This window comes from Hymenobacter sp. GOD-10R (assembly GCF_035609205.1).
Classification (GTDB): Bacteria; Bacteroidota; Bacteroidia; order Cytophagales; family Hymenobacteraceae; genus Hymenobacter.
The window spans coordinates 236,142-253,811 of sequence record NZ_CP141184.1; the positions used below are offsets into that span (position 1 = coordinate 236,142).

The window sequence follows — 17,670 nt, forward strand, 5'->3', positions numbered from 1 at the left end:
GCCGCAACAGCTAAAAAGCCTTGCTACCTAGGTTGGTAGCAAGGCTTTTTTGTTGCCTGCTACGTGAAGCTTCGACTGTGGAGCTAGGTTCTGCGTAAGCTGAGCTATACATCGTTCTGTTCTCTTACCCATGACCAACCCCGAAGAATCTACCCCCGAGTTCCGGCCCATGGCCAGCGATATGAAGGCCGAAAAGCTGCCGTACCCAGCCAAGCAAGCCGATATGAAACAGCAGCCCGACTCCGACCTCGCTAATTACAAAGCCGCGGGCAAGCTGGAAGGCAAAGTAGCCCTCATTACCGGCGCCGATTCTGGCATTGGCCGGGCTGTGGCTATTGCTTTCGCTAAAGAAGGCGCCAACGTAGCCGTGCTCTACAACGAAAACGACGAGGACGCCGAGCAAACCAAGGCGCTGGTAGAAAAGGAGAATCGTAAGTGCTTGTTGCTCAAGTACGACGTGCGCGAGCCAGAGCACTGCCTGAGCGCCGTGCGCCGCACCCGCGACGAGCTAGGTGGCCTGAATGTGCTAGTCAACAACGCCGCTTTTCAGATGGCGCAGGAGAAGTTCGAGAACATTTTAGTCGAGCAGATTCGCCGCACCTTCGACACCAACATTCTTGGCTACATCTGGATGGCGCAGGCAGCCATCCCGCACCTGCAAAAAGGCGATTCTATCATCAATACGGGCAGCATCGTAGGCCTCACGGGCAACCCGATGCTGATTGACTATACCTGCACGAAGTCGGCTATTCACGCGCTTACTAAGTCGCTGGCTACTTACCTAGGGGAGAAGGATATTCGGGTAAACTGCGTAGTGCCCGGCCCCATCTGGACGCCCAACATCCCCGGCACCATGCCGGCCTCAGAAATCGACAATTACGGCCACGAGGTGGCTTTGAAGCGCCCCGGTCAACCCGAGGAGCTAGCCCCGGCTTATGTGCTGCTCGCCTCGCAAGATGGCTCCTTTATGACGGGCAGCCTCGTGCACGTGACGGGCGGCAAAATGTCGAGCGACCAGTAAGAGCTAGCTCATTCGAGCAGTAAAGGACCCGTTACGCGGAGCTTGCCAGACAACCTTATTTACTCCTCCAAAACGTCATGCTGAGCCTGCCGAAGCATCTCGCGTGCAGTAGTAAACCCTATTGATTAGAGTTACCACGGCACGCGAGATGCTTCGGCAGGCTCAGCATGCCCGTTTCTTAAGAGCCCTCTCAACACACTCGTAATTAGCCTAGCCTTTTCGTTTCTGAGCGTTTCGGACGTACTTAAGCCCATGAAGAAACGCTACCTACTAGGTGGTCTGCTGAGTGTGGCGGCCGCTGGGCTGCTGTCCGCCGCGGCTCCATCGGATGCCGTGCTGAAGAAAGTACGCCAATATCGCCAGCGTCACGAGCACGAACTACTAACCGAATACCTGCAACTGCTCGTCGTGCCGAGCGTGGCTGCCGACAGCGCTGGTCTGCGCCGCACGGCCACTACCATCGCCGACATGATGCGCAAGCGTGGCATTGCTAACGTGCAGATGTTGCGGGCCAAAACAGCCGGTGTACCGCCTGCTGTGTATGGCGAGGTGAAGGTGCCTGGCGCCACCCGCACTCTAGTGTTCTACGCGCATTACGATGGTCAGCCAGTTAACCCCGCCCAGTGGGCGACGGGTCTGAGTCCCTTCAAGCCAACCCTAGCTAGTGGGTCCCTGGCTAGCGGCGGTCAGCTACTACCTATGCCCCAAGCCGGTACCCCGCTCAACCCCGAGTGGCGCCTCTACGCCCGCGGCAGCTCTGACGATAAAGCCGGTGTGATGACCATTATTTCGGGCTATCAGGCGCTGGCACAAAGCGGCGTGAAGCCGACCGTCAACCTGAAGTTCTTCTTTGAAGGCGAAGAAGAGCGTGGTTCGCCGCACCTGGCCGAGCTGCTGAGCCAGCACCGCGACGTGTTGAAATCCGACCTCTGGATTATCTGCGACGGACCGGTGCACCAGTCGGGGCGCAAGCAGGTGGTGTTTGGGGCTCGCGGCGACGTCAACCTAGGTATCACGGTGTACGGCCCGAAACGCCCGTTGCACAGCGGCCACTACGGCAACTGGGCCCCGAACCCGGCGATGACCCTAGCGCAATTGTTAGGCTCGATGAAAGATAGCACGGGCCGGGTTCGAGTTGCTGGTTTCTACGACGATGTGGTGCCGCTCACCGCAACCGAGCAGGAAGCCTTGCGCCGCGTGCCCAACATTGATGATGACATTCGCAAGGAGCTAGGTTTCGCCCGGGCCGATGGCCAAGGCAAGTCGCTCGTGGAGCTGATTAATCAGCCTTCCCTGAACATCAACGGCATGCGCAGCGCCAACGTGGGCCCGCAAGCCGCCAACGTCATCCCGACGATGGCCGAAGCCGTGCTGGATTTGCGCCTAGTGCTCGGCAACGACTACCAGCGCCAGATAGAAAAAGTAGTGCGTCACATCGAGCGACAAGGCTTCTTCGTAACGCGTGCTGACCCGACCGATGCCGAACGAGCCCAGCACCCGCGTATCGCCAAGGTCACGCCTGAAACTGGTTATAATGCCCAACGCACGCCCATGGATTTGCCGGTAGCCCGCAGCGTGATCAATGCCGTGCAATCGACGGTGACGCAGCCAGTCGTGCTGCTTCCCACGTCGGGTGGGAGCTTGCCGCTGTATGTCTTCAAGCAAGAGCTAGGAGTCACCACCCTCACCGTACCTGTCGCCAACTACGACAACAACCAGCACGCCGAAAACGAGAACATCCGGCTCGGCAACTTGTGGGAGGGTATCGAAACGATGGCCGCCGTGATGACGATGAAGTAAAAGCAGAACGCTGGACTGTTCGCTATCGGGCCTGTCAACTCTTATTAGTTGGCAGGTCCGAAGTGTTTTAGGATAGAGCTGATAGTGCTTGCTGAGCCAAGGGCAAGCTAAACCATAAAATTATGTGCAAATATTCCTTATCCAGGGAAGGTTTTGTGCGTAAGGGGTTTATACCTCAACAGTAAAGTGCTGTTTGCTGGTTCTCCCCTGATCTTTTCCCCTTATGTCCGCTCCTCATTACCCCGACGGTACGGTGCGTGCCCTGCTGGACACGGACCTCGTTACGGAGGCCACCCGCGCTGCGCTGGAAAGCCGCCTCCAAACACCTAGCCTTGAGCCACAATTTTTCGACGGCACCACCTACGAGCTTCTCCGTGCCGTAGCGGCTCGGCTCTTTCCGCAGCCCGACCGCACCGAGCCCATCGAGCTGGCCGCACTCATTGATGAGCGACTTCTCACCGGTCAATCGGACGGCTGGCGCTACGATGCCCTGCCTCCCGACCGCGAGGCCTACCGGCTAGGGCTAGGGGGCATCAATGAAAGCGCCCAATTGTTATTTCAACAGTCCTTCTTGTCACTAGCGCCCGAGCAACAGGACGCAGTGCTAACTGCCGTGCAACACGGCGAAGCTCCTGGTAAAACGTGGGAGACATTGCCCGCCGTCCGCTTCTTTGAGGAATTACTGGCGGAGCTGACGGAGAACTACTACGCTCACCCGCTGGCTCAAGAGGAAATCGGCTACGTGGGTATGGCCGACGTGCCCGGTTGGCACCACCTAGGTCTAAATGCCCTAGACCCCCGCGAACCGGAAGCGCAGTAGAAATGCGCTACGGCACATTCGGCAAGCCGCGTGGCTTGACCTTTAAGAACCAATTACTCCCAGCACTCAAACAACGACCAGACGCGCCGTGGCGCGTTTCTACGACCACTATATGCCTGACGAAGAAGTAATCGAAGAGGGTGTGCTAAACCCGCTGAAGACGGAGATTCAGGACCCGTTGCTTCGCGAAATCATAGAGGAAAACCAGACGAATACTTCTCCCGTCCTTGACCCACTAGAGCAAGCTGCCTTGCTGCCGGAAACGGAGGAGGTAGTTGATTGTGTGGTGATTGGCACTGGTGCGGGCGGCGCGCCGCTACTAGCTAGGCTTGCTATGGCTGGCCTGAAGGTGGTAGCGCTGGAGGCTGGCCCCTGGCACGATCCCACCAAAGATTTTGCGACCGATGAGAAAGCGCAATCCTTCCTATTCTGGAACGATGAGCGCCTGTCGGCGGGCAAAGACCCGGTGGCGTTTGGCCGCAACAACTCCGGTATCGGGGTCGGCGGCTCTACCTTGCACTATACAGCCTACACCCCTCGCGCCCAAGACGATGACTTTCACCTGAACCGCGACTTCGGCACCGGCGTCGATTGGCCCTTCGGTTACGACGATATAGAGCCGTACTACGATGAGCTGGAGCAGTTTCTGGGTATTTCGGGGCCGGAAAGCTACCCGTGGGGGAAAGCGCGCAAGCGCAGTTACCCGCTGGCACCCTTGCCACTCAATGGCGCTGCGCAGCTTATGCAGCGCGGCTGTGAGGAGCTAGGTATTCGCACCTCGCCGGCCGCGAATGCTGCTTTGTCGGCGCGCTACTACCAGGAGGGCGTGGGCTGGCGCGAAGCGTGCACCAACCGCGGCTTCTGCCAGGCTGGCTGCAACAACGGCGCTAAGGCTAGCATGGACGTTACGTTTCTACCGCTTGCCACTGCTTACGGTGCCGACATTCGCCCGAATAGCTACGTCACTGAAATTGAGCGCAATAGCACGGGTCATGTGACGGGTGTGGTCTACACGCAGAATGGCATTCAGCAGCGGGTAAAGTGCCGCAACCTATTCCTGTGTGCGGGTGCCATCGAAACGCCACGCTTGCTGTTGCTCAACGAGCTAGCTCTCACCAGCGGGCAAGTAGGCCGCAATTTCATGGCGCACACCGGTGTGCAGGTGTGGGGCACATTCCCTGAAGATATTCGCCCCTACAAAGGCATTCCGGGGGCGTTGATTTCCGAGGATACACACCGGCCCAAGGATGCCGACTTTGTAGGTGGCTATCTGTTGCAAAGCATCGGGGTGATGCCCGTTACGTTTGCTAGTCAGGCCGCTCGGGCGCGCAAGCTGTGGGGCCATGCTGGGCGCGACTACATGCGCAACTACAACCACATTGCCGGCATCAACATCCTAGGTGACTGCTTGCCGCATGCCGACAACTTCCTGGAGCTTGCCGAAGAGAAGGATGTTCGTGGGGTAGCCAAACCTAGGGTGCACTTCACGGCGCAGCCCAATGAGCAGCGCATCACGACCCACGCCGAAAAGATCATGCGGCAGATTTGGGAGGCTGCCGGTGCCACCGATATCTGGGCCTTTCCGCGCTACGCGCATACCATCGGCACGGCTCGCATGGGCCTGAGCGGCGACGATGCCGTAGTCGATGCCAACGGCCGGGCCTTCGATGTACCCAACCTATACATCTGCGACAACTCCGTGTTTCCGAGCGCTTTGAGTGTAAACCCGGCCTTGACTATTATGGCCGTGAGCCTACGCACCGCCGACAAGTTCTTGGAAAAGGAACGCCGGCGGGATGCCTAACTAACAGTAGCGCGAAGCTCCAGCTTCGCGCATCGTTGAACGATAATCGTTGAGCAGGCTAGCACGGCTGCCTCCAACGGTGCACGAAGCTGGAGCTTCGCGCTACTCCCCCCACATGGCAAAAAACTTCTTAAGTCATATCACAAAGAAATTCGGCGACAGCGGCTACGACGGCGACGAATTTGGCGGCGCCGCGGGCCATAATGGCAATGGGCTGCCTACTGGTAACCCCGGCAACTTCATGTTTGCCACGGGCATCGAATGCTCGTACCCAACCATCGACCACGGCAAAACCCGCCGCGACCTGCTCGCCGAAACCGACCACTACAACCGCTACAAGGAAGACCTAGGTTTGGTGAAGGAAATGGGGCTGAAGGTGCTGCGCTACAATCTGCCTTACTACCAGATTCAGAAAGCCCCCGGCAAGTACGACTGGGACTTTGCCGACGCGGCCATGAAGGAAATTAAGCGCCTCGGTATCACGCCGATATTAGACTTGATGCACTTCGGCGTGCCTGATTGGATCGGCAACTTCCAGAACCCCGAGCTGCCCGTGCACTTTGCCGAGTACGCCGGAGCCGTAGCCAAGCGCTACCCGTGGGTACGTTTCTACACGCCTGTGAATGAGGTGTATGTGACTGCTCGTGCCAGTGCCCGCGACGGCATATGGAATGAGCAGCTGAAATCGGACCGTGCCTTTATCACGGCCATGAAGCACTGCGCGGCTGCTAGCATCATGGGCAACCATCAGATTGCCAAGCACCGCCCCGACTGCGTGATTGTGCAGAGCGAATCGGCCGAGTACATCCACGAAATGCGCACCATCGAGAGCGACGAAACACGCATCACGAACAAGCTCCGTTTCCTGTCGCTTGATTTGCTCTACGCTCACCCGCTCGATGCGGAAGTGCTGCTATTTTGCCTCGACAACGGCATGACCCGCGACGAGCTGAAATGGTTTATGGCTGGTGAGCCGCCCGGCTACCAGATTATGGGCAATGACTACTACGGTCGTAATGAGCGCATTATCAAGCCCAACGGGGATTGGTGCTCGGCCGAAGATGTGCTGGGCTGGTATACCATGACGCGCCAGTACTATGAGCGCTACCGCAAGCCCGTGATGCACACCGAAACGAACACCTTCAAGGCTGAAGACGCAGAATGCTGGCTTTGGAAGCAGTGGGTCAACGTGACGCGCATTCGCAAGGATGGGGTGCCCGTGGTAGGCTTCACGTGGTACTCCCTGCTTGACCAGATCGACTGGGACATTTCCCTCGCTGAAAAGCTAGGTACCGTCAACCCCTGCGGCCTTTTCGACCTTGACCGCAAGATTCGCCCGGTAGGGGAGTCCTATAAGATGATGCTCCAGGAGTTCGGTCAGATTACGATGGTGCCCCACAGCGAGATGTTCGAGATTACCTCACGTCCTGCGGAGCTGAAAGTGGAGGTATAGAGCACTTGGCGTAACCTGATTGATCAGGAGTACCTTTGATCTTGGATCGGTGCTTTAAGCCAAACTCGACCAAGGCATTAATGACGGGTTGAATTTCGATGGCATGGGGCGTGAGGGCGTACGAAACCGTGACGGGCTTGGTATTATTGACTGTTCGGGTAATGAGCTGGTTTTCCTCTAGCTCCTGCAACTCCTTCGATAGCACCTTGGGCGTGATGCCTACAGACGTTTCTTGTAAGTCTTTGAAACGCAAGGTGCCATAGTTGTACAGATTAAGCAGGATGCAGAATTTCCACTTCCCGCTTAACAACTCAATAGCGTCTTTCAGCGCCAAAACTTGCTCCTTACGAAGCTCTGGTATTTGTTCACAAACTGAGTCAGCTGTCATTTTAAGTGCTTCCATAAATAGTCACTTTCCTAAAGGTAACGGATAGCAAAAGTATAGTAACTACCTCACACTTTTGGCTTGTTCTTAAATACAACGAAATGAACAAGACCATTTTTATTACTGGTGCCTCGTCTGGTATTGGTAAAACAACCGCTAAACTATTTGCGGCTAAAGGCTGGAATGTAATTGCCACCATGCGCAAGCCCGAAAATGAAACTGAGCTCAACTTGTTGGACAATGTGAAGCTGCTGCCCTTGGACGTAACAAGTGTGCAGCAGATCCAAGACACTACGCAGAAAGCGTTAGCGTTAGGCCCCGTTGACGTAGTATTCAACAACGCTGGCTATGCCCTGCTAGGACCCCTGGAGGCTGCTACTGACGAGCAGTTGGTACGCCAGATGGAAACCAATTTTCTAGGTGTGGTGCGCGTTACCCAAGCCTTTATTCCAAGTTTCAGGGCTAGAAAAGCTGGCCTGTTTATTACCACCAGTTCCTCGGCTGGGTTGATGGCTTTTCCGGTGAGCTCGATGTATGATGCCAGCAAGTGGGCGCTGGAAGGCTGGAGCGAAAGCTTATCGTTTGAGTTACGCCAATTCGGGATTGGCATCAAAAACATAGAGCCAGGCTTGGTAGCAACAGAGATAGGGGATAAAGGGGTAATCGTTTCGCACCCGGAGTATGACGAGCTAGCGAACAAATTCTTCGCGGCCATCAGCTCTCCTAGCGGCGTAGTTTCTACCTCTGAGCAAATTGCGGAAGTGGTGTACGAAGCCGCTACCGATGACACCGATACCTTGCGCTACGTGTGTGGGGAGGATGCGAAAGCCCTGTATGCCCAACGCCTTACCGTAGGTGATGAAGCGTTCAGAAAGGGAGTTATGCAAATGTTTGCAGGGTAACCCGGCAACGAACCTAGGTGCCAGGCTTTCGACCAAGACCTCTTCTGCGGCCATACGTCAGACTCCCTAGGTCCTTCGGCTAAAATCGAAAAAGCCGGCCCCCACAAGGGCCGGCTTTTTGTTGCAAAAGAGGTGTGAAGAGCAAATAACCTTAAGCCGTCATGGCTGCAGCGGCGTGCTGCGTTGGCATCTCAGCATCAACACCTAAGCCCTTGGCAATGGCCATACCCAGGCGGATATCGGCGCGGAACCAGTGGCACAGCTGACGCTGAATGATAAGATCTTTCTTGGGGCCTTCGATGCCACTCATTGATCCTACGATGTTGGTAATGAGATTGGATTGTGCCTCCGGCGACAGCAAACGGAACAAGTTGCCGGGCTGCGTGTAGTGGTCGTCTTCGCCGGGGGCGTTGCGGTCGTAGCGGTCGGCAATGTTAGAGTCAAGGGGCAGTGGGGGCTCGCCTTGGGTCTTGTCTTCCACTGGGCCGTCGAAGCTGTTGGGGAAGTAGTTCGGGCCGGGGCCACCGTTGTCGCCGAGCGCCATTTGGCCGTCACGCTGGTAGTTGCTGAAGCCGAAGGGGCAAGCGTTTACGGGCAGGTGCTCGTAGTTGGCACCTAGGCGGTAACGCTGCGCGTCGGGGTAGCTCAGGATGCGACCTTGCAGCATCTTATCGGGCGAGTAGCTGATACCGTCCACTACGTGAGCGGGGGCGAAAGCTGCTTGCTCGACGTGGGCATGGTAGTTCACCGGCACCTCGTTCAGCTCCAGTACGCCGGCCTCAATCAGCGGGAATTCGCCCTGGGGCCACACTTTCGTGATATCGAAGGGGTTCCAGCGGAAGGTGCGCGCTTGGGCTTCGGTCATCACCTGAATGAACATCTTCCAGCGGGGGAAATTGCCGTTGTCGATGGCGTCCACGAGGTCATGCTGAGCGAAGTCAGCGTCTTCGGCCTTCATCAGGCGCGCTTCTTCGTCGGAGAAGTTCTTCACGCCCTGCTCGGTGCGGAAGTGGAATTTCACCCAGGTGCGCTCATTCTGCGCGTTGATCAGCGAGAAGGTGTGCGAACCATAACCGTGCATGTGGCGGTAGCCATAAGGCGTGCCGCGGTCTGACATCAGGATGGTAACCTGGTGCAGGCTCTCGGGATTCAGGCTCCAGAAGTCCCACATCATCGTGGGCGACTTGCGGTTGGAGCGAGCCTCGCGCTTCTGGGTGTGGATGAAGTCGGGGAACTTCACGGCGTCTTTCACAAAGAACACCGGCGTGTTGTTGCCCACAATGTCCCAGTTGCCATCTTCGGTGTAGAAGCGTAGGGCAAAGCCACGAGGGTCGCGCTCGGTATCAGCCGAACCTTTCTCGCCGCCTACCGTGCTGAAGCGCAGGAAGGTGCGTACTTGGTTGCCCACTTGGCTGAACAGCTTAGCGCGGGTATACTTGGTGATGTCGTGAGTAACGGTGAAGGTGCCGTAAGCGCCTGAGCCCTTGGCGTGTACTACGCGCTCCGGAATCCGCTCGCGGTTGAAGTGCGCTAGCTTTTCCTGCAGGAAGTAGTCTTGCAACAACAGCGGCCCGCGTGGCCCGGCCGAAATCGAGTTTTGGTTGTCGAAAATGGGGCGACCTGAAGCGGTAGTCAGCTTCTTCGGTTGAGTTGATTCTTCCATGCGAGATAAAGGGATAAAGCGTGTAGGGCGGCCGAGAAGCTAGCCAAAGCCGGCTTTCGACTGCACAAAGGTTGAGCTTAAATTTGTATCACGAAAATTGATATTCTTTATCTAAGTATAGCTGGTGATTATATTTGAGCATGAATTTGCAGCAGCTTGAATACATTGTAGCCCTCGACACGCACCGGCAGTTTGTGTTGGCTGCCGAGAAGTGCTTTGTCACCCAGCCAACCCTGAGTATGCAAGTGCAAAAGCTGGAGGAGGAGCTAGGGGTGTTGCTCTTCGACCGAAAGAAGAAAGGGGTGGAGCCCACGGTGGTAGGCGCCAAAGTGGTGCAGCAAGCCCGGCAAGTACTGCGCGAAACCCAGCAATTGCGCGAACTGATCCAAGTAGAAAAAGGCGAGTTGGTCGGCGACTTACGCCTAGGCATCATCCCGACCCTGGCGCCTTATCTGGTACCACTGTTTTTGCTAGACTTAGTAGAGCGCCACCCGCAGCTGCGGGTGCGGGTAGAGGAGTTGCAGAGCGATGCGATTACGCAGCGGCTTAAAGACAACCAGCTCGACGTAGGACTTCTGGTAACGCCGTTGGAAGATAGAGCTTTGCGCGAGGTACCCGTGCTGGAAGAGCCCTTTCTGGCGTACGTTGCCGAAGGCCACCCGCTCTACAGCCAGCCTACCGTGCAGCCGACCGACCTAGCCGCACACGAAATGTGGCTTCTGCAACAAGGCCACTGCTTCCGTCATCAGGTTCTGAACATCTGTACGCCAGCGGCTAATGCGCTGCCGCGCACCTTCAGCTACGAAAGTGGCTCGATCGAGACCCTGAAAGAGCTGGTGCGTCACAACCACGGCTACACGCTGGTGCCTGAGCTATCGGTGTTGCAGGAGCTAGGTAACCCCATGCTCAAGCGCTTCACGGCGCCCGAACCCGTGCGCGAAGTGAGCCTGGTGGTGCACCACAGCTTCGTGCGCACGCCGCTCCTCACTACGTTGCGCGAAATTATTCTCAGCAAAGTGCCGGAGCGGTTGCGCGCCAGCCAAGCCGGGCAGAAGATCCGGTGGCGGTAAATGTGGTCGCTGAATGGCTCAGGCTTAAAACAACTGTACTAACTGTACTAGCTGACAACAGCCAAAACAACACGAGTAACGATGGAGACACGAGTAGGTGTCTCTATATCAGCTAGCGCCGAGTAGCCGAAGAGCTAGATTCTGCGTAGTGGAGCCTATACCCAAAGCCCCACCATGCCCAGCACCGACAGTTCCTTTCCTAATCCGGTTTTCGTTTGCTTACACTATTGGGCCGGGGCCGGCCATGAGTGGGAACAGGTCGCGGATGTACTAGCCCCCGAGTTTGAATGCCTCACCCCCAACCTAGGTGGCTTTGGCGGAGCGCCAGCCCCGAAAGGCGGCCACAGCGTAGCGGCTTACACCGATTCAGTTGCGGCCCTGATCAAGGAGAAGCAGCTCACCAATTTCATCCTGGTTGGCCACAGCATGGGCGGCAAAATTGCGCTAGACCTAGCAGCCCGCCAACCCACTGGCTTGCGCGGCTTGGTGCTGCTTTCGCCCTCGCCGCCCACGCCCGAGCCCATGACGGACGAAGACCGCACCAACTCGCTGCGCGCCTACGGCAATACGGCGGCCGCGCTGGGTAATTTTACCCATATTACGGCCAAGCCGGTCAGCACCGAAATAAAGGCGCAGATCATAGAAGACAACCTGCATAGCACACGCGAGGCTTGGGACGCGTGGCTGCTGCGCGGTAGCCGGGAGGATATCACCAACCGGCTAGGCGACATCAAGGTGCCCTGCACTATTCTCGTTGGGGATGCGGATGCTGTGATGTCGCCTTCGGTGCACGGCCTCGAAACGCTACCGTATCTGCCCGAGGGTACGCATCTGGAAATTATTAGCGGGGCGGGGCACCTATTGCCCTACGAAGCACCCCAGGAAGTGGCGGCGCTGCTGCGAAAGTTCGCGGTTAGTTTGCGCCACTGACTCTAAGCCGCAAAATTTCATCGCGCAATTACTAGGTGAGGTATGTATATCAATTTTGGGCAACGATTGCGCGCGGGGTGGCGTCAGAACTGGCAGCATTACCTCACCGAAGCTGCGGGGGCGGCCTTATTTATTATAGTGGCTAGCCTGATTACAATAGCCGTGAAGCACCCCTCAGCGCCTCTTCATTCGTGGCTCGAGGGACGCGAATACCTAGGTCGTGCGGTGGTGGGGTTGGTAGTGGGCACTTTGGTTGTACTCATGGTGTATAGCCCGTGGGGACGGCGCTCGGGTGCCCACTTCAACCCCGCCGTGACTTTGGCTTTTTGGCAGCTCGGCAAAGTGAACCGCGTAGACGCCGTGTGGTATGTGCTGTTTCAAGTAGTAGGTGCCGTGACGGGCGCGCAGCTAATTAAAAGGCTGCTAGGTACTTGGTATGCCCACCCGGAAGTCAACTATGTATTGACTGAACCCGGCAAAGATGGCCTTTGGGTGGCAGTGGGGGCGGAGTTTCTGATTTCGTTGGTGCTCATGCTAATCTTGCTGACGGCGCTGCACTCCAAGCGGTTGCACAACAAAGCCGGTTGGCTGCTAGGAGCCTTGCTGGCTGTTTACATTGTTTTTGAAGAGCCTTACTCGGGTATGAGCACCAATCCGGCCCGCTCGCTGGCTTCGGCCGTGGCGGCGGGGAGCTACGCCAGTTTGTGGCTCTACGTGGTGGCGCCAGTGTTGGCTATGTGGCTGGCTACCTTACTATTTAAGCTGCTATATCACAACCAGCCTTTGCCGATGGCTATACTGGCAGGTTCCGAGGCTCCTACGGCCGCCACTGAGCACCAGCCGCCCCAATACCCCGATGCCAATGCAGAGGGCTAGCACGATCCGCTTTTTACTCCAATGACCGGCTGTGAAATAGCAGAAAGCCCACATGACCAAACACGCCCCAGCGTTTGGCTGAGTCGTCGTAGTGAATGATGTGCACGGCCAACGGGCCTAGGCGGGTAAAGTAGACAAAGCCCGAACTGGCCGTAAGCCGCGGCCGATCGAAGCCCTTGCGCGTAATGGCTCGTTGGTTGACGGCTTCCGCCAATGGCTTGTAAATCAGATGAACAAAGGCTTCGGAACGCCACTCCAGGCTGCCGAATATCGTGTGCGAAAACCGCAGCCCGGCGGCGGCGTAGCGCGGCGCCCGGTAGCTGTTCAGAAACAACGTGCGCGAATCCACTAACGGGGCAAAGACTGGCGCCGTTGTGAGGGAGGAACGGTAATTAGTGAAGAGCCCTTGCCCACTCACCATCACCTCCCCGAAGTATCCCCACGTCTGCTTGTTGCTGGCAGCCGGAAAGTACTGCTCTGTTGTGGCCGAAAACTGAAGCCAATGATGGTCGTCGGAATAAGGAAGGGTGCGCACCGAGGTGGAGCCCGGCGTATAGCGCTCCGTACCCTGCACGGCCCGAATGCTGATAGCTGCGCGGCGGCCGCCCGTAGCATATTGCTTACGGTTCAGGGAGTTGCGAGTGAAGCGCAGCGCTGCCGTGAGTCCTTGGAAGCGGGTACGGTCGAGCGTATCGCCTGACGAGACGGTGCGCACATTGGCGTAGTTGTCCTGGTTGCCGAAGTAACCTAGCTCCAAGGTCACCCGGCTGCGGTAGTTCGGACTAATGCCGCCTTGCACGGTGGCACTCAGGTCGCTTTGTGCGATGAGCGTGTTCTGAATGTCGCGCCCCAGCAAGCCGCCGGTCTTCTGGTAGCTCCAGTTATTGTACGTGATGGTCGGCTCGATGTAAAAGGGCAGCTTTTCGGGAATCGTAATGCGGAAGCGGCCTTGCCCGGCGTTGTAGAAGCGGCCCAAACTTACGTTGGCGGCCGTGGTGTACAAGAATTTCTTCAGGTAGCGAAACTCTAGACCTAGGTAGATATTATCCACGGGCCTGGTTGCTAGCACGAAGCCTAGCTCCGCCGACAAGTTGTTGTTCTTGCTGGCATCTACGCTGAACGTGTAGCCCCCTTGCTCTTTGTCGTAGCGGATACGCGGATACACGCCCCGGAAGAAGTCGTCGGAGGCCAAGCGGTAGTAGCCTTCTTCGATGTCGTCGATGGTGTAGGTACGGCCCTGGCGCTGAAAAAAGCGGCGTACATAGGCATTTTGACTAGTTTTTAAGCCCTGTACCGTGATCCGGTCAAAAACCGGAGCGGGTGCTTGGTTCTGGAAGGCTGTGCGGCGCGCCGCCAATGCTAGCGTATCCACGCGCCGCTCGATGCGCCGCAGTATCACGGGTAGCTTCGCCTGGGCTGCTTTGGTACCTAGGTCGATCAACTCGCGCACTTTGTCGAAATCCGTGGAGCCATAGCCCTCCAGATCGGGTTGAATAAACACGCCGTTGGGGCCCACCGCCAGCGTATCGGCCACACTCGCGCCCAAAAAAACCAGGGTGCCGGCCAAGAGCTCATCGTCTTTCTGGAACGGATACTTCTTGTAGGCTACGTCGCCCACATTCACCCCGATGATGATGTCGGGCGCAAACTCCGCCTTCATCACGTCGGTGGGAAAGTTGTTGTAGATGCCGCCGTCGAAAAGGTAGCGGCCGTCGGGGTTGCGAATGGGACGGAACACCAACGGCACGGCCATTGAGTTGCGCACCGCATCCGACAGCGAGCCGTTGCGCTGCACCACTTGGTTGCGGGTAAATACCTCGGCCGCTAGGCAGCGGAAGGGCACAAACAGTTTGTCGAAGTCGTAGTTAGCAGTAGCCCCCGCCGGGGCAAGGAGCTTGGCTAACACAAAGTTGAGGTTGACGTCGTTGATTAAGTTGGGGGTGATGCGCGTCCGCAACGACGAGTCGATGGCCACGCCTACCCGCAGGGCTGCCGGCGACGCATCAGAGTTCAGGTAGTTGAAGGTTTTGCTTTCGAGCTGCCGGCCCGACACCCAGTTCTGAAACTCCGGGTTCGTGACAATCTTCTCGATTTCCGAGGGCGCATACCCCGCTGCGTACATGGCGCCCACCACCGAACCCATGCTCGTACCGATGATGTAGTCGATGGGAATGTTGTTCTTTTCTAGCACTTTTAGCACGCCCACGTGGGCTAGGCCTTTGGCACCACCTCCGCTCAGTACCAAGCCTACTTTCTGAGCCTGGGCTGCTGGCAACCGACTGAAAAGCAGAAGCAACCCGGTCAGGAAAACGTAGAGTTTTTGCATAAGGGAAGCGAGGTGGAAGAGCAGCAGGTAGCCGCACGGCAGCCCGGCCACAAGTTATGCCAAGATAACCTGCCTCCTTCAACGCACGAAGTCCGATCCGTCGTGTAGCGCTGGCTTGCAACCGAGGCTAGGCTACCATTTGCGGAAGATGACATAGACGGCCGCTACCAACAGCGCAAACCCGACTAAGTGGTTCCAGCCTAGCTTGTCGGTTTTGAAGACGAGCACAGCGCACAACGTGAATACCGTAAGGGAAATAACCTCTTGAATAACTTTGAGTTGGAACAGATTGAAAGGCCCGCCATTTTCCTCAAACCCGATGCGGTTGGCCGGCACCTGGAAGACGTATTCGAAAAAGGCAAGACCCCAACTGATCAGAATCACCCCTACCAAACCGAGCCCGTGTAGCCACGTTATTTTCTTGAATTGCAAGTGCCCGTACCAGGCGAAGGTCATGAACAGGTTGGAGATGGTGAGCAGCAGAACGGTAGACAGCGCTTTCATAGAACAGCTAGAAAAAGAGGAGAAAAATCTAGCCCTATACGGATAAGACGCTGACGTAGCTCGACAGTACAACGATAAAATAAGGCCGGCGTATCCTCTTCCGCTTTTTGCGTACAAAGCTTCCATGATTGTAAACTATACGCCCGAAGGCTGGCAGATTATCTACCAGCAAGCTCACGCCTTGCTTGCCGCTCAGCTAGCTTGGCATTGGCAGCCCTTTGGCCCCGCTGACCGCTGGGTGGGGCTACTGGCTGCTACCGCTCAGCACGACGACGAGCAGCAGCACTGGGACGGCCACTACGGCCTGACGCCTGCCGGTGCGCCCGCTAACTTCACGATGAAGGAATTTTCGTTGGAACAAGCCACGGGTGTACTACGCGCGGCTAGGTTTCAAGGGCAGTGGCGCAGCTTACTCACCAGTATGCACCTGAGCTTTCTGTACGAGCCACTGCGTGCGCAACAGCCAGCGCTACCTAGCTTCCTCGATGAGCAGCAAGCCAACCAGGAACAGTGGCGAAAAGCATTGAAGGTAAATAAGAAAGAAGCGCAGCAGGCCTACGACCTCATGCAGTGGTGCGACCGGCTCTCACTGATCTTCTGCCGCCACGAACTGCCCGAAATGGGTCGGGCCCTCGAGGTCAGCATCGGCCCCGACGGCCGGCGCTACGATGTGAGCCAGCCCGCGCCCGAGGGGCCGGTGCTTGTGGCGCCCTGGCCGTTTTCGGTAGAGAAGTTTACAGTCAGTGTGGAGGCTAGCACGCTCAGCCAGCTTCAGTTCAAGGATGATGCGGAGCTAGCCGCTGCCCTGCGCATGGCGCCCGTGCAAACCTTAACCTGGACGCTACAGAAGCACTAGCATCTGGTCTTGCTAGGCTGGGGTAAAAGCAATCTGATCGAACGCAAGCGCCGTAACCCCGTACTACTTAGTACACAACCTAGGGCAAGCGCTCCTTTTTACCTATTTTATGGCTCACTACCGCTTCTCTGATATTGTCGCTATTCTGAAAGCTTCGGCTTCCGAGTTTAGCAATAACAACTCATTTCGGCATTCGGCCGCGCTGTCGTACTACACCATTTTCTCGCTACCACCACTGTTGCTTATCGTTATTACGATTGCCAGTGCTATTTACGGTAACGAAGCCGTGACGGGGCAGGTGTACGGGCAGCTGAAGGGCTTTGTCGGAGCTGAGTCGGCGCAATTCATGCAGGAAAGCATTGCTAAGTTCACCCTTCAACAACGTGGCGGTATTGCCACCGCTATAGGTGTCGGCACGCTAATTTTTACAGCTACCACGTTCTTCGTGACGTTGCAAGAAAGCATCAACGATATCTGGAATCTAAAAGCCAAGCCCCGCAACGGTATCGTACAGTTTCTACGCGACCGAGTGCTTTCGTTTGGCCTTATCCTGAGTGTGGCACTGCTGCTGCTTACCTCGTTCGTAATCAGTGCTGTACTGCAAGTGTTTACCAACTATTTGGAACATGTATGGCAGGATGCCGGCATAGTGGCCGTAAAGCTGGTCGACTTTTCCATATCCTTGGCAGTTACCACCACACTGTTCGCCATGATTTACCGCTTTCTGCCTGATGCTGTTATTCGGTGGCGCGACGTGTGGATTGGAGCCTTCATTACGGCAGCGCTGTTCGTGCTAGGTAAGTATCTGATTGCCTTTTATATCTCTTACGCTAATCCAGGATCTGCCTTCGGGGCAGCAGGGTCGGCCATCGTACTGCTGGTTTGGGTAAACTACTCGTCGCTCATTATCTTCTTCGGGGCCGAGTTTACGCAGGAATTTGCCGATGCCTTTGGGCAGAAAGTACAGCCCAAAGCCCACGCCGTACGCATCGAAACACGTGAGGTGCCAGAGGGCGAAAGCAAGGAAGAAATTACGACTGGCCGTCCTCGTGCTACTGGACGTTGGCGTGCGTAAGTAGCAGCCGAAAAGTCTAATTTATGTAATCAAATAACTGCGTATTCACTTCAGAAACCCGCTTTTCAAATCTGAAAAGCGGGTTTTTTTATGCGTCTGAAAAGTTAGATTATAGCTGCTTTTTGTGCGAGTAAGTAGCTGGTATATAGGGTGGAAATGCTAGGTTTACTCCTGTCTACTTCTAT

The 17,670-nt window shown here is 56.5% G+C and carries 15 protein-coding genes; 11 read left to right on the top strand and 4 right to left on the bottom strand.

Going from position 1 to position 17,670, the window contains the following annotated elements:
- Positions 1 to 130 precede the first annotated feature (130 nt).
- From SD425_RS00980 to SD425_RS01000, 5 genes are all read left to right on the top strand, one after another.
- Positions 131 to 1,021 (top strand): SDR family oxidoreductase, encoded by an 891-nt coding sequence (locus SD425_RS00980; RefSeq protein ID WP_324674473.1) that lies wholly within the window; start codon positions 131 to 133, stop codon positions 1,019 to 1,021.
- A 252-nt stretch (positions 1,022 to 1,273) separates the two neighbouring features.
- The gene (locus SD425_RS00985; RefSeq protein WP_324674475.1) at positions 1,274 to 2,821 is read left to right on the top strand and encodes a M20/M25/M40 family metallo-hydrolase; all 1,548 of its coding nucleotides are present in this window, start codon (positions 1,274 to 1,276) and stop codon (positions 2,819 to 2,821) included.
- 223 nt (positions 2,822 to 3,044) lie between these two features.
- Positions 3,045 to 3,641: a gluconate 2-dehydrogenase subunit 3 family protein gene (locus SD425_RS00990; protein WP_324674477.1), complete on the top strand. Its 597-nt coding sequence runs from the start codon at positions 3,045 to 3,047 to the stop codon at positions 3,639 to 3,641.
- Positions 3,642 to 3,753: 112 nt separating this feature from the next.
- Entirely contained in the window at positions 3,754 to 5,445 is a 1,692-nt protein-coding gene (locus SD425_RS00995) for a GMC family oxidoreductase (protein ID WP_324674479.1), read from the top strand.
- Between the two features lie 115 nt (positions 5,446 to 5,560).
- Positions 5,561 to 6,898, top strand: coding sequence for a family 1 glycosylhydrolase (locus SD425_RS01000; protein WP_324674481.1), 1,338 nt, complete (start codon positions 5,561 to 5,563; stop codon positions 6,896 to 6,898).
- Here the strand turns inward: SD425_RS01000 and SD425_RS01005 are convergent.
- Entirely contained in the window at positions 6,861 to 7,301 is a 441-nt protein-coding gene (locus SD425_RS01005) for a helix-turn-helix domain-containing protein (RefSeq protein ID WP_324674483.1), read from the bottom strand. The genes SD425_RS01000 and SD425_RS01005 overlap by 38 nt on opposite strands.
- An 83-nt stretch (positions 7,302 to 7,384) precedes the next feature.
- Between SD425_RS01005 and SD425_RS01010 the strand changes: the two genes are divergently transcribed.
- A complete protein-coding gene (locus SD425_RS01010; RefSeq protein ID WP_324674485.1) occupies positions 7,385 to 8,185 on the top strand; it encodes an SDR family oxidoreductase in 801 nt (266 codons plus the stop codon).
- A 151-nt stretch (positions 8,186 to 8,336) separates the two neighbouring features.
- Here the strand turns inward: SD425_RS01010 and SD425_RS01015 are convergent, their stop codons facing one another.
- Positions 8,337 to 9,848, bottom strand: coding sequence for a catalase (locus tag SD425_RS01015; RefSeq protein ID WP_324674487.1), 1,512 nt, complete (start codon positions 9,846 to 9,848; stop codon positions 8,337 to 8,339).
- Between the two features lie 140 nt (positions 9,849 to 9,988).
- Here SD425_RS01015 and SD425_RS01020 point away from each other — a divergent pair, with 140 nt between their 5' ends.
- The 3 genes from SD425_RS01020 (at position 9,989) to SD425_RS01030 (ending at position 12,724) form a co-directional block, all read left to right on the top strand.
- On the top strand, positions 9,989 to 10,918 hold the full coding sequence (locus tag SD425_RS01020; RefSeq protein WP_324674489.1) for a LysR substrate-binding domain-containing protein: 930 nt from the start codon (positions 9,989 to 9,991) through the stop codon (positions 10,916 to 10,918).
- 174 nt (positions 10,919 to 11,092) lie between these two features.
- Positions 11,093 to 11,848 (top strand): alpha/beta hydrolase, encoded by a 756-nt coding sequence (locus SD425_RS01025; RefSeq protein ID WP_324674491.1) that lies wholly within the window; start codon positions 11,093 to 11,095, stop codon positions 11,846 to 11,848.
- A gap of 42 nt (positions 11,849 to 11,890) precedes the next feature.
- Positions 11,891 to 12,724 (top strand): MIP/aquaporin family protein, encoded by an 834-nt coding sequence (locus SD425_RS01030; protein ID WP_324674493.1) that lies wholly within the window; start codon positions 11,891 to 11,893, stop codon positions 12,722 to 12,724.
- Positions 12,725 to 12,737: 13 nt separating this feature from the next.
- Here the strand turns inward: SD425_RS01030 and SD425_RS01035 are convergent, their stop codons facing one another.
- Positions 12,738 to 15,050, bottom strand: a complete 2,313-nt coding sequence (locus SD425_RS01035) for a patatin-like phospholipase family protein (RefSeq protein ID WP_324674495.1) — start codon at positions 15,048 to 15,050, stop codon at positions 12,738 to 12,740.
- A 132-nt stretch (positions 15,051 to 15,182) separates the two neighbouring features.
- Positions 15,183 to 15,554, bottom strand: coding sequence for a DMT family protein (locus tag SD425_RS01040; RefSeq protein ID WP_324674498.1), 372 nt, complete (start codon positions 15,552 to 15,554; stop codon positions 15,183 to 15,185).
- A 124-nt stretch (positions 15,555 to 15,678) separates the two neighbouring features.
- On the opposite strand from SD425_RS01040, the gene SD425_RS01045 reads away from it, so the two are divergent.
- Together SD425_RS01045 and SD425_RS01050 are read left to right on the top strand one after the other, a co-directional pair.
- A complete protein-coding gene (locus SD425_RS01045; RefSeq protein WP_324674500.1) occupies positions 15,679 to 16,410 on the top strand; it encodes a DUF3891 family protein in 732 nt (243 codons plus the stop codon).
- Positions 16,411 to 16,519: 109 nt separating this feature from the next.
- Positions 16,520 to 17,485: a YihY/virulence factor BrkB family protein gene (locus tag SD425_RS01050; RefSeq protein WP_324674502.1), complete on the top strand. Its 966-nt coding sequence runs from the start codon at positions 16,520 to 16,522 to the stop codon at positions 17,483 to 17,485.
- Positions 17,486 to 17,670 lie beyond the last annotated feature (185 nt).